Origin of the sequence: Microbacterium sp. DT81.1, from assembly GCF_049844955.1 — a bacterium.
GTDB lineage: Bacteria > Actinomycetota > Actinomycetes > Actinomycetales > Microbacteriaceae > Microbacterium.
Map to the genome: position 1 here is coordinate 106,147 of NZ_JBNCMA010000001.1, position 12,534 is coordinate 118,680.

Genomic DNA, 12,534 nt, shown 5'->3' on the forward strand with positions numbered 1-12,534 from the left:
CCAGACGGTCCGCGGTCCGCGACATCCTCCGAAGTTCATGCGGCGCGTGAGGCACCGCTCAGAGGTTGCGGCCTCATCCGCGGCCGCGGGGCCGATGCCACGGTCACGAACTGCCTTGCGCAGCGTCGCTAGGCGGCGTGGTGCGCGCCGGCGGCGAGCGCGCGTGCGATGGTGCGTTCGACGGCCGGCCAGTCATGCAGCACTTGGGCGTAGCTGAAGCGCAATACGACGTAGCCGCGAAGCATCAGTTCGGCGTCATGCTCCAGATCGCGACGCCGGTCGGCGGGCTTGGAGTGATATTCGAACCCATCGACCTGCACGACGAGCCGATCTCCGATCAGAACATCTACAGGGCGCCCCGCCAGAACCACCTGCTGCCGCATGCGCAGCCCCCATCGGCTGAGACGGGTCACGAAGATCGTCTCCAAGCCGGAATCGGACAGTCCGGTCACCGATAGAGCGCACTCGCGTGCGGCGACCGTGGTCCACTGGATGCGCCGCAGTGCGTCCGGCGAGAGCCCTTCCTTCCGGCTCGCGGATTCCCACAGCACCCTCGCGCTTTCCCGCGGCAGGCACCCGGCGATGTGGGCGAGCACGTCCTCGATCGATGCGCACAAGGAAGTCCGCGACGCCGGTGCCAGCGGGACGCTCCAATGCACCACAGCCGACGTAGGTGGTGACGCCGCGTGGGGATGACGATGCACGTGGATGCCGGGGTCCACGCCCTCCGGCATCCACCAGCCGCGCCGCGACGCCACCGATACACATGACAGCCGCCCGCCCGCGTCGGCTGCGGCTACGAGGTCGTCGCCTGCGCCGGCGGTCGCGAACCACGACCGCCGGATCAGTCGTGCGTCTCCGGCGTGCACCGCGGCGCGCATTGCGCGTGGGGTGAACCCCGCATCGCGGAGGTCGTGCCGATGGACGATCCCGCTCCGGGCGGCGATGAAGGCGAGGACAGACATCCGTCGATCGTGCCCGCCGCTGTCCAGGTCCTGTCGAACGCACGCAGAAACGGGGGAAACCCACCTGCACGCCGTGGCTGTGCAGGAGCGGCCGAGACGTCATCCGAGGCACCAACTTCGGAGAGGTCGCCGCGCCTCGGCCTTTCGCGCGGAGATCGTCCGAGATCCGTGACATCCCCCGAACCTTGTGCGCCACGCTCATCGAGTCATGCGCTCGCGGACGCCCCAGGCAGCACGCGCGCCAGCGGTATCGATACCCCCAGGGGCATCAGCACGCGCCAGCGGCATCAGCACGCGCCGGGGCACTCAACGGCCGGCGGCAGCACACGCACCGGCGCCATCAGCACCCGTCTGCGGCATTGACACGCGCCGGCGGCATCAACTTCGGAGAGGATGCCTCGCCTCGGCCTTTCCGGCGGAAATCGTCCGAGATCCGTGACATCTTCCGAAGATCGTTCACCCCGAGGCATCGTCGCCGAGAGCCAGGCGAAGGGCTCGGCGGGCCGCCGGGGGGCGGAGAGAGGGCGGCGGGGTCTCGATGGGGGAGGGGAGTTCGGGGCCCCGCCGCCGGCCTGGAGAAGACTAACCGGACGCACATCCTTATTCAAGGCGAAGTACGTACGTTCGATCTTACAGCCGGAGATCGCTTACAGCCGGAGTTCGGCGATGACCTCTCCGTACTCGGTCTCGCCGACAGGGACGAAGCCCATGCGGAGGAAGAAGGCCTCCGGACCTTCGGCCCCGGCCTCGTAGATGACGTTGACGTGGTCGAAGCCCAACTCGCGGGCACGCTCGAGCATGCCCTCGACGGCGAAGCGCCCCACGCCGCGACCCTGGTCGTCGGCATCCACGTTGATGCGCCACAGAACGGACTTGAAGTGGTCCTCCGGCGCATCCGGATCGAAGTTCGCGCTGACGAAGCCGACGACCTCATTGCGGTCCAGTACGACCCGCTGCCAGCTCGTCTGCGGGTTCGCGACGGTGGCCGCGACTCCGTATGAAACCGGCGCGAGAAACTGCTCCTGCCCAGGCTTGAGCGAGAGGTTGTTCACCGCCACGATGGTGGCGGCGGAAAGTTCGACCAGTCGAAGCTCAGCCATAGCGAACAGGCTAGCCGGTATCGCCACCGGAGCGTCAAACACGTAATATCGACGACTCGCGGTCCCACGCGGGTGCCCCGCGAATTGTCTTGATGTCAAGATACTTTTCCTCGTGCGATAGTCTGAAAGAACCACCCGAACGGAGACGACACCGGTGACTGATTCGACCATCATCTACACCCACACCGACGAGGCTCCGGCTCTGGCCACCGCGTCGTTCCTGCCGATCGTGCAGGCGATCACCGGCCAGGCGGGTGTGCACATCGAGACGCGCGACATCTCCCTGGGCGGCCGCATCCTGTCGGCGTTTCCGCAGAAGCTGACGCCGGAGCAGCAGGTCGGCGACGCGCTGGCCGAGCTCGGAGGGCTCGCGACGCTGCCCGAGGCGAACATCATCAAGCTGCCGAACATCTCCGCGTCCATCCCCCAGCTCAAGGGCGCCATCGCCGAGCTGCAGGCGGCCGGCTACGACATCCCCGACTATCCGGATGAGGCCGAGTCGCTCGAGGACAAGGACATCCGCGCGCGGTACGACCGCATCAAGGGCTCCGCGGTCAATCCGGTGCTGCGCGAGGGCAACAGCGACCGCCGCGCCCCGCTGTCGGTCAAGAACTACGCCCGCAAGCACCCGCACCGCAACAAGCCGTTCGCCGATGGGTCCAAGACCCACGTCGCGACGATGGGTCACGACGACTTCCGCTCCAACGAGAAGACCTTCGTCTCCTCGGGCGACGACGTCCTGACGATTCAGCACGTCTCCGCAGACGGCACCGTCACGCCCCTGAAGACCGGCCTGAAGGTGCTGCCCGGCGAGATCGTCGACGGCACCTTCCTCTCCGCCGCCGCCCTCGACGAGTTCCTGGCCGCGACGCTCCGCCAGGCGGCCGACAGCGACCTGCTCTACTCGGTGCACCTGAAGGCGACGATGATGAAGGTCAGCGACCCGATCATCTTCGGGCACGTCGTCAAGGCGTACTTCGCCGACGTCTTCGAGAACTACGGCGGCAGGATCGCCGAAGCCGGGCTCACCCCCAACGACGGGCTCGGCGCCATCCTGGCCGGTCTGCCATCGGTCGAGGGCGGCGCCGAGATCGCCGACGCCATCACGGCGGACCTCGCTCGCGGTCCCCGCCTGTCGTACACCAACTCCGACAAGGGCCTCACCAACCTCCACGTTCCCTCCGACGTGATCGTGGATGCCTCGATGCCCGCCCTCATCCGCAACGGCGGCAAGCTCTGGGGCGTCGACGGCGGCGAGGATGACACGCTCGCCGTCATCCCGGACTCCTCCTATGCCGGCGTGTTCCAGACGGTCATCGACGACGTGAAGGCCCACGGCCCGCTCGATCCGGCGACCATCGGATCGGTGCCGAACGTCGGTCTGATGGCGCAGGCCGCCGAGGAGTACGGCAGCCACGACAAGACGTTCGAGATCGCGGCTCCCGGCGTCGTGCAGGTGCTCGACGCCTCCGGCGACGTGCTCCTCGAGCACGACGTGCAGTCGGGCGACATCTGGCGCGCCACGCAGACGAAGGACATCGCCATCCGCGACTGGGTGAAGCTCGCGGTCACGCGTGCCCGCGCGAGCGGCACCCCGGCCGTCTTCTGGCTCGATGAGGATCGGTCGCACGATGCGGCGCTGATCGCGAAAGTGAAGACCTACCTCGCCGAGCACGACACGGAGGGGCTGACGATCGAGATCCTCGCTCCCGCCGCGGCGACCCGGTACTCGCTCGACCGGCTGCGCAAGGGCGAGGACACCATCTCGGTGACCGGCAACGTGCTGCGCGACTACAACACCGACCTCTTCCCGATCCTCGAGGTCGGCACGAGCGCCAAGATGCTCTCCATCGTTCCGCTGCTCTCCGGCGGTGGCCTGTTCGAGACCGGCGCCGGCGGATCGGCTCCCAAGCACGTGCAGCAGCTGGTGGCCGAGAACTACCTGCGCTGGGACTCGCTCGGCGAGTTCTTCGCGCTCGCGGCCTCGCTCGAGCACCTCGCGAACTTCACCGGCAATGTGAAGGCGCAGGTGCTGGCCGACACCCTGGACGCCGCCACCGGCACGTTCCTCGAGAACGACAAGTCCCCCGGGCGTGCCCTCGGAACGATCGACAACCGCGGCAGCCACTTCTACCTCGCCCTGTACTGGACGCAGGAGCTGGCCTCGCAGCAGGCCGACCCGGAGCTCGCGGCAGCGTTTGCCCCGGTCGCCGAGAGTCTCGCGTCCAACGAGGAGGCGATCGTCGGCGAACTGGTCGCGGTGCAGGGCTCGCCGGCCCAGATCGGCGGCTACTACCGCCCCGACGAGCAGCTTGTCGAGGCGGTCATGCGCCCGTCGAAGACCCTGAACGAGATCATCGACAACCTCGGCTGACAACCTCGGCTGTCCGCACACACGACGAGGGCGGATGCCGCGGCATCCGCCCTCGTCGTGTATGCGTCAGCCCTGCGCCACCGACACGCGCGCCAGCAGGGCGTGCGCGGGTGCGAGCGACGGCAGCGCGGCCGTGCCGTCGAGGCCCGTGCCGCGTGGCGACTCGAGGTGCACGCCCGGCACGGACTCGTGCAGCAGTTCGGCGAAGCGGTTGCGGATGATCGTCGACGAGAAGATGCCGCCGATGGCGCACACGGCGCGGTCTCTGTCGCCGGCCTCGGCGGTCCTGGTCAGTGCGGCCGTGGCGGTCGTCGCGAGTTCGCCCGCCGCCCGCCGGCAGATGTCAGCGGCGATCGCATCGGTGGCGGCGAGCTCCGAGACGGGCTGTGCGAAGGAGGCCACGAGACGCACCCGGTCCGCCGCCGCCTGCAGCTCGATGTAGGCGCTCTCGAGGTCGGGCCACCGCTCGCGCACCACGTCGGTGAGGGCCGTCGGCCCACCGCGGCCGTCGTGCGCGCGCATCACCGCGTCGAGCGCCTCGCGCCCGATCCAGTAGCCGCTGCCCGCGTCGCCCATGATGTTCCCCCACCCGTCGACCCTGGCCACGCTGCGCCTTCCGACGCCGAGGGCGACCACTCCCGTGCCCGCGGCGACCACGGCGCCGCTGACATCGCCGAGCGCCCCGAGGAACGAGGTGATGGAGTCGTGCGCGAGCATCGCCTCACGCGCGCCCGTCGAGCGCACCAGGGACAAAAGTTGCCCCGCGTCGCTCTCGCGGTCGGTCAGCCCCGACACACCGGCGGCCACGACATCCGGATGCGCGCCGGTCTGCTCCGCGACCTGCAGCGCCACCGCCGCCAGCTGGGGGAGAAGCGGCTCGTGGGTGCGGATGCCGGGGAAGAGGAGATCGACGTCCGGCTCCGAAGCGCCTCGCACTCTTACCTTCATCCCGGTCTGACCCGCATCGATCGCCAGCACCGCGGTCATCGCAGCGCCTCCTCGCGCCAGGCGGTGTACTGCTCCCGCAGGTACGCGCCGGCAGGCTTGCCGTAGGGACAGTAGTCGTCGTTCGAGGCGGCGTTTTCCTCGGAATAGAGCGTCGCCGGCCAATCCCACAGCATGAGTCCCCCGACCCACGGCCGCGCGCGGCACGCGCCGACCATGGCGCGATAATAACGCAGTTGCTCCTCGCCCGAAGGGATCCCGGGCAGCTCCCAGTCGTTGGGCAGTGCGGGGGAGCCGGTGCGACTGGGGCAGCCGGCCTCCATGAAGAAGAACGGCTTGCCGTATGACTCGACCACCCGCTCGATCCGATCGAGCTGCTCGTCCCACGAGTCGATGGGGTAATAGCCGCTCGAGGAGATCACATCGACCGCGTCCCACCACGTCACGCGGTCTTCCTGGTACTTGTCGCAGTTATACGTGATCAGTCCCGAATAGACCCTCCGCACCTCGTCGATCAGTCGCCGCCAGTGCGCCTCCTGGCCGTCGGCGCGCACCATCTCGCACCCGATGCAGAGCATCTCGCACCCCTCCGCCTCGGCGAGAGTCGCGGCGTGCACGATGAAGGCCCGATAGGAGTCGAACCAGTCCGACCAGCTCGGCTCACCGGGAACGTCCCAGTCGAAGAAGCCGATGTGCGCGCGCCATGTGCCGTCTCCGCAATTCACCACCGGCTTGAGCACCACCTTCATCCCCAGACGGTGGGCTCGGCGGATGGCGGACACGATCTCCTGGTCGGTGACCGTCGGCGCGTCCTGGAACGGGATGTCCGTCGAGAACGGGGTCGCCTGCACGGCCGCGTAGGCGAGCGCCGTCCACGTGACGGCGTGGTCGGCCATCGCCGACATGGATGCCTCGGCCTCGGCCGTGTCCCACGTTCCCCGCGTGCCGACCCACCCCCACGTCATGCCGCAGACGGGCTCGCCCAGCAGCGCTGGGCGCGCGTCAGCAAGCCGGGGGTTTGGGGCGGAGCCCCATTCGGGGCGCGCGCCAGCAAGCCGGGGGTTTGGGGCGGAGCCCCATTCTGGGCGCGCGCCAGCAAGCCGGGGGTTTGGGGCGGAGCCCCATCCGGGGCGCGCGCCAGCAAGCCGGGGGTTTGGGGCGGAGCCCCATTCGGGGCGCGTCGTTCCCCGCGGCACCGCGCCAGTCATGGGGCGACCAGCTGGTTGGCGCTGCGCAGCACCCGGGCCTGGGTCAGGGCATCGACATCGAGCGCACCCGCGTGCCGCACGACGAGAGTGACGGTCTCGCCGGGCAGCAGAGTGACGAGGGCGTCGTCGGCCACGGCATCCGGATCGATCTTGTCGACCAGCAGCGCGATCTCGCGCACCAGGTTCGCGGCGGTGATCTCCACCTCGGTGCCGCCGGAGGTCGGCGTCGCCACCACCCGCAGCTGCGGTGCCTCGAGCGCCGAGTCGCGCGGTTCGGCGAAGAACCAGAGTCCGCGGACGCCATCGAGTTCGGCGACGAGCAGCTCTTCCGCCGGAGCGTCGGGGAGGGCGACATCCGGGTCGATCTCCACCGTGGCCGTGCCGCGCGCCGGTACGTCCACCGGGGCGGAGAACTCGGCCACGACCGCGCCGTCGAAGCGGTGGCGGCGCAGGGTGACGCGTCCGCTCCATGGTTCGGCGGTGTCGTTGCCGACGACCGCAGCCAGGGCGTCGCCGCGCGGCTGCACGGTGACGACACGGGGAGCGAACGCCGACTTCAGGGCGTAGAAGAGCGGCTTCGGGCGCTCGTCTCCGTCGATCGCGGCCCAGGAGGTGACCGGCCAGCAGTCATTGAGCTGCCACACGATCGCGCCCATGGTGTGCGGAGCCCACGAGCGGAAGTGCTCGAGCGCGGTGCGCACGGCCACGGCCTGGTTGAGCTGCATGGCCCAGTGCCACGTCTCCATGTCTTCGGGCACGCGGTAGTGCGGAACGAGCCCGTTCGTCAGCTTGACGTTGCCCTCGTCGGCCTTCTGGTGCACGATCATGCCGGGCGATTCGGGGGTCAGCGGGTCGTCGCTGATGGCGCGGGTGAGCGTGGTCCAGGTCGGCGGTCCCTGCCAGCCGAACTCCGCGACGAACCGGGGAGTGTGCTCGCGATAGGTCGGCCAGTCGCGACGGTTCCACTGCTCCCACAGGTGCATCGAGCCGTGCGACTCGTCATTCGGATGCCGCTCGGACGCGCCTCCCGTACCGCCCGGACTGAACGGACTGCCGGGCGCGTAGGGCACGTGCGCCGCCAGCTCGTCGATGAGCCGCGGGAACAGCTCGTAGTAGTAGTACGCGCCCCAGGTCTTGCCGTCGAGCCGCAGCTTCCAGCCCCAGTCCTCGTAGCCCCACAGGTTCTCGTTGTTGCCCGTGAGCAGCACCAGCGAGGGGTGGTCCGCGAGGCGCACGATGTTGTCGCGGGCCTCCGCTTCGACCTCGGAGCGCAGCGGCTCCTCCTCGGCATACGCGGCGCAGGCGAAGAGGAAGTCCTGCCAGGCGAGCAGGCCCAGTTCGTCGCAGAGCTCGTAGAAGTCGTCGCTCTCGTAGATGCCGCCGCCCCATACCCGGATGAGGTTCAGGTTCGCATCCAGGGCCTGGCGCAGGCGCCGCTCGCAGCGGTCGCGGTCCACCCGCACCACAAGCGCATCGTCGGGGATCCAGTTCGCGCCCTTCACGAAGACCGGCTGGTCGTTCACGACGAGTGTGAACGGCGTGCCCGCGTCATCCGGGGTCGTGTCCCACCGCACCGAGCGGAAGCCCACGCGGCGCGTGCGCGCATCGAACTCCCTGGCGTCCGACCGCAGAGAGATGGCGACGTCGTACAGCGGCTGGTCGCCGTAGCCGACGGGCCACCAGAGCTCGGCATCCGGCACGGCGAGCCGAAGGGTCGTGTGCGTGGCGTCGCCCGGAACGGATGCCGCGGCATCCAGCCCGGCGACGCTGACGACAACGTCGACGTCCGCAGCGCCGACCGCGCGCTCCAGCACGATGTCGACCTCGAGCCGGGGCCCGCCTTCGTCGACGAGCGGGCGTACCCGAGCCTCCGCGAGGCGAGCCGTCGACCAGGACTCGAGGCGCACCGGGCGCCAGATGCCGCTCGTGTAGGTCGCGATGCCCCAGTCCCAGCCGAAGCTGCAGGCCGACTTGCGGATGGCGTCGTAGGGGAGCGGGTAGGGGCGCTGGCGTGCCCCCAGTGCCACGCTCTGCGCGTTCGCGTACTTGACGGGCGACGCGAACGCGACGACGAGCTCGTTCCGGCCCTCCACGAGGTGCGGCCGCACGTCGAAGCGGTAGCTGCGGTGCTGGTTGGCCGTCTCGCCGATCACCGTACCGTTCAGGATGATGCGGGCGACCGTGTCGAGCCCGTCGAAGACCAGGTCGTGGCGGTCGCTGCCGTCGTCGGCCCACTCGAAGCTCGTGCGATACGTCCAATCGACCAGCCCGATCCAGGCGAGCGCCGACTCGTTGTCGTCGAGGTACGGATCCGGGATCAGCCCCTCGGCGAGCAGGTCGGTGTGGATGCTCCCGGGTACCGACGCCGGCACCGACGCGGCGGCTATCGGTGCCGGCGCGGGCCCTGCCGCGGCCGTGACCTGCCACCCGGAGTGGAGTTCGCGGCGCGTGAGCGCGGTCTGAGCGATGGTGGACGTGCGGTCGGTCACTTGACGGCTCCTGAGGTGAGGCCCTTGTAGATCCACTTCTGCAGCAGCAGGAAGATCACGATCGTGGGGATGATGACGACGATGGTGCCCGCGGCGATGACTTCCCACTGCGCCCCGAACGGGCCCTTGAAGCGGAACAGCGACGTCGAGATCAGCCCCTCCGACGGCAGGTAGAGGAAAGGCGTGTAGAACTCGTTGTACACCGCGATGCCCTTGATGATGACGACGGTCGCGATGGCCGGCTTCAGCAGCGGCAGGATGATACGCCAGTAGATGGTCCAGCGGTTGGCGCCGTCGATCATCGCCGCCTCATCGAGTGACACCGGAATCGACTGCATGAACTGGATGAAGAGGTAGATGGCGATGATGTCGGTGCCCATGAACAGCAGGATGAGCGCGGCCTTCGTGTCGTAGAGTCCGAGCCCGTTGATGAGCTGGAACGTCGCGACCTGGCTCGTCACGCCGGGGATCAGCGTGGCGATCAGGAACAGTCCGAAGACGAGCTTCTTGCCGCGGAACGCGAACCGGTCGAGGGCATAGGCGGCCATCGTGCCGAGGAAGATCGTGCCGACGATCGAGACGGTCAGCACGATCGCAGTGTTCACGAACCCCTCGAGCATCTTGCCGCTGGTGAAGGCGGTGACGAAGTTGTCGAAGTTGAACCAGTTGCCCGGCGCCTCGAACGGTCCCGTCTGGGCGTACTCCTGTGAGGTCTTCAGGCTGGCGATCAACACGACGGAAAGCGGAAGGAGCGTGAAGATCGCGCCGATGACCAGGCTGACGTACTTCGCGGTGGTCGCGCTCATCCCGCGGAAGCGCTCGAGAGGGCTTCGGCCCCGGTAGGTGCGGGGGGCGCTCGTCGAGGGGACGGCCGAGATGGCGACCGCGGTGTCGGAGGTGGTCATGTCAGGTCCACTTTCTCGTCGGGGAAGACCTTTCGCTGGATCCAGGTGACGACCAGCACGATCGCCAGCAGCACGACGGCCATGGCGGACGCGAGCCCCACCTGCCGGAAGCTGAAGGCTGTCTGCAGGGTCTGGATGACGAAGGTGGCCGAGCCGTTGGCCCCACCGGTCATGATGAACGGGATCTCGAAGACGCTGAGGCTCCCGGCGATCGCCAGGATGAACGAGAGTCCGATGATGCGGCGGATGCCGGGGAAGATGAGGGCCCAGAACTGCTGCCACTTCGAAGCCCCATCGAGCTCCGCGGCCTCGTACAGCTCGTGGGGAATCGACTGGATCGCACCGAGGAACAGCACGAAGTTGAGGCCGGTGTAACGCCACACCGACGTGCCCGCGAGCGACCAGTTCACGACGTTCGGGTCACCGAGCCACTGCTGCTGGAACTCCGAGAGGCTCAGGAACGAGAGCACGCTGTCGAGCGTGCCGCCCGGCTGGAAGAGGTAGAGGAACACGAACCCGATCGCGACGCCGTTGATCAGGTACGGGAAGAACAGGATGCCGCGGAAGAAGCTCGAGAACCGCGTGTTGAAGCTCAGCAGCGTGGCGAAATAAAGGGCGATCGCCATCTGCACGAAGGACGCCACGAAGTAGTACAGGCTGACGCCGAAGACGCTGAAGATGCGCGGGTTCGTGAAGACCTCGACGTAGTTGTCGAGTCCGACGAAGTTCTTGGTGAGGTCGATGCCGTCCCAGTCCGTGACGCTGTACCAGAGCATGTTGAGGGCGGGCCAGTAGGTGAACAGGAGCAGCAGCCCGACCGCGCCGCCGACGAACAGCCACGGGGTCAGGTGCTGAACGAAAGACTTCCTCCCCGACGAGCCTCGGGACCAGCCCCCGTCGGCCCCGCGGCGCGCGCCGCGGAACCGACGGGAGCGGACGGGTGCCGAGAGGACGGCAGGGCCACCCGCTACAGCGGAGCCCGGTGATGCGATGGCCATGATGCCTCTGTCCTCGGCGAGTCAGCCGGCCAGCGACTCGGCGGACGCGGCCCACCGCTCGTTGAGCTCGGCGAAGTAGCTGTCCTTGTCGCCGTCGGCGGCGCCGCGGGCGATGTCGACGAGCTTTTGCCGGTACAGGGGGCCGTACAGGTCGATCTGCGAGTCGTCGGCTATCTCGTTGATGAGGCCCTCCTTGCCTTCCGGCGCGGGGTTGATCTCCATCAGCTCGACACCGGCGTCGGCGAAGCCCTGCAGGTTCTCGGGCAGGTCCTTCGCGATGACGGGCGAGATCATGCCCTGCGCCTCGGTGTAGCCCGAGTCCTCCACCACCCACTGAATCCACGCCCACGCCGCGGCCTTCGCTTTGGAGTGCTTGCTGACCGCGAGGTTGTAGTCGCCGCCGATCACGGCGTACTGCGTGCCGTCGACATTCGCAGGGAAGGCCATGAAGCCGATGTCATCGGCCGACGCGCCGTTGTCCTCCGCGGCGGCCTGCATCTGCGAGATGGCCCACGAACCCAGGGTCATCGCCGCGATCTTGCCGGTGCCGAGGTCGACCTTGGACTGCTCCCAGTTGGTGGTGAGCGGGTCCTCCTCGGTGAGCCCCGCCGCAACGGACTCGTAGAGCAGCGAGTCGATCGCATAGACGTCATTGCCCTCGGTCCACGGGGCGGTGTCCTCGGCCATCGTGACCGGCGCGTCGGGGTCGTTCGTGATGGCGCCGAGGTTGCCGAAGCTCTGGGTGAGCGGCCAGCCGTCCTTGTAGTTCGTGTAGAGCGGGATGGCGTCGGTGTTGTCCTTGATCAGCTGCAGGGCATCGAGCCACTCGGCCTCGGTCGTCGGAACGTCGGTCACGCCGGCCTCCTCGAAGATGCGCTTGTTGTAGACCACGCCGTTGGAGTTCCCGCCGAAGGCGATCCCGTACTGGGTGTCGTCGAAGCTCGCAGCCGGAAGGAAGCGATAGGTGTCCTCGAAGTCCGCCGTGTCGCCCAGGGGCTCGAGGAACTGCTCGTACTGGGCCGGCTGGATCGCGGGGATGCCGATGACGTCGCCGTAGTTCGTCGTGCTCATGCGCGTCTGCATCTCGCCGGCATAGTCGGTGATGCCCTCGAACGTGACGTTCACACCCGGATACTCCTCGTTGAACGCCGCCGCATACTTGTCGAACGTCCCGTCCTCGACGAGGTCCGTGCGCCAGGTGACGACCTTGATGTCGCCCGCCACGTCGCCGTCGATCGTGTTATCCGCGTCTCCGCCGCCTGCGCCCCCGCCCGCGCAGCTGGCGAGCGCGAGAGCGCTCACCCCGAGCAGTGCGACGGTGGCTGATGACTTTCTCGCCATGTGTGCTTCTCCTGTCAGGTTCACCCTTGAACACGGGTTGCGGCCGCCGCCGCGTGGTATTGGGGGGAACACTATGGGTGTTCGCGTCGGTCCGCAACCGCAAAATGGCAACGCTGTCTTGCGGTGTCCGATGAAATCAGCGTACGGAGAAAAGCCGCTCGAACAGGGATTTATTTTTCCCAAGTCTCGCCACATCGCCTGCGCATGTC

At 68.1% G+C, this 12,534-nt stretch carries 9 protein-coding genes; 1 reads left to right on the forward strand and 8 read right to left on the reverse strand.

The annotated features are described in order from the left end of the window. Positions 1–128: 128 nt before the first annotated feature. Together ACLQ2Q_RS00475 and ACLQ2Q_RS00480 are read right to left on the reverse strand one after the other, a co-directional pair. Complete coding sequence (locus ACLQ2Q_RS00475) at positions 129–596, reverse strand: endonuclease domain-containing protein (RefSeq protein WP_425816841.1); 468 nt, start codon at positions 594–596, stop codon at positions 129–131. Between the two features lie 1,016 nt (positions 597–1,612). After that, entirely contained in the window at positions 1,613–2,065 is a 453-nt protein-coding gene (locus ACLQ2Q_RS00480; protein WP_425816843.1) for a GNAT family N-acetyltransferase, read from the reverse strand. A gap of 154 nt (positions 2,066–2,219) precedes the next feature. Here ACLQ2Q_RS00480 and ACLQ2Q_RS00485 point away from each other — a divergent pair, with 154 nt between their 5' ends. Next, positions 2,220–4,439 (forward strand): NADP-dependent isocitrate dehydrogenase, encoded by a 2,220-nt coding sequence (locus tag ACLQ2Q_RS00485; protein WP_425816845.1) that lies wholly within the window; start codon positions 2,220–2,222, stop codon positions 4,437–4,439. A 66-nt stretch (positions 4,440–4,505) separates the two neighbouring features. On the opposite strand, the gene ACLQ2Q_RS00490 is transcribed toward ACLQ2Q_RS00485, so the two are convergent. From ACLQ2Q_RS00490 to ACLQ2Q_RS00515, 6 genes are all read right to left on the reverse strand, one after another. Next, the gene (locus ACLQ2Q_RS00490; protein WP_425816847.1) at positions 4,506–5,426 is read right to left on the reverse strand and encodes a BadF/BadG/BcrA/BcrD ATPase family protein; all 921 of its coding nucleotides are present in this window, start codon (positions 5,424–5,426) and stop codon (positions 4,506–4,508) included. Further along, positions 5,423–6,349, reverse strand: a complete 927-nt coding sequence (locus ACLQ2Q_RS00495) for a glycoside hydrolase family 113 (protein WP_425816849.1) — start codon at positions 6,347–6,349, stop codon at positions 5,423–5,425. Before ACLQ2Q_RS00495 ends, ACLQ2Q_RS00490 begins: the two co-directional genes overlap by 4 nt. Positions 6,350–6,588: 239 nt before the next feature. After that, the gene (locus ACLQ2Q_RS00500; protein ID WP_425816851.1) at positions 6,589–9,081 is read right to left on the reverse strand and encodes a glycosyl hydrolase 2 galactose-binding domain-containing protein; all 2,493 of its coding nucleotides are present in this window, start codon (positions 9,079–9,081) and stop codon (positions 6,589–6,591) included. Then, positions 9,078–9,986 carry a carbohydrate ABC transporter permease gene (locus ACLQ2Q_RS00505; protein WP_425816853.1) on the reverse strand — a complete coding sequence of 303 codons (909 nt, stop codon included), beginning with the start codon at positions 9,984–9,986 and terminating at the stop codon, positions 9,078–9,080. Before ACLQ2Q_RS00505 ends, ACLQ2Q_RS00500 begins: the two co-directional genes overlap by 4 nt. Continuing rightward, the gene (locus ACLQ2Q_RS00510) at positions 9,983–10,984 is read right to left on the reverse strand and encodes a carbohydrate ABC transporter permease (RefSeq protein WP_425816855.1); all 1,002 of its coding nucleotides are present in this window, start codon (positions 10,982–10,984) and stop codon (positions 9,983–9,985) included. Before ACLQ2Q_RS00510 ends, ACLQ2Q_RS00505 begins: the two co-directional genes overlap by 4 nt. A 21-nt stretch (positions 10,985–11,005) precedes the next feature. Continuing rightward, positions 11,006–12,325 carry an ABC transporter substrate-binding protein gene (locus ACLQ2Q_RS00515; protein WP_425816857.1) on the reverse strand — a complete coding sequence of 440 codons (1,320 nt, stop codon included), beginning with the start codon at positions 12,323–12,325 and terminating at the stop codon, positions 11,006–11,008. Positions 12,326–12,534 lie beyond the last annotated feature (209 nt).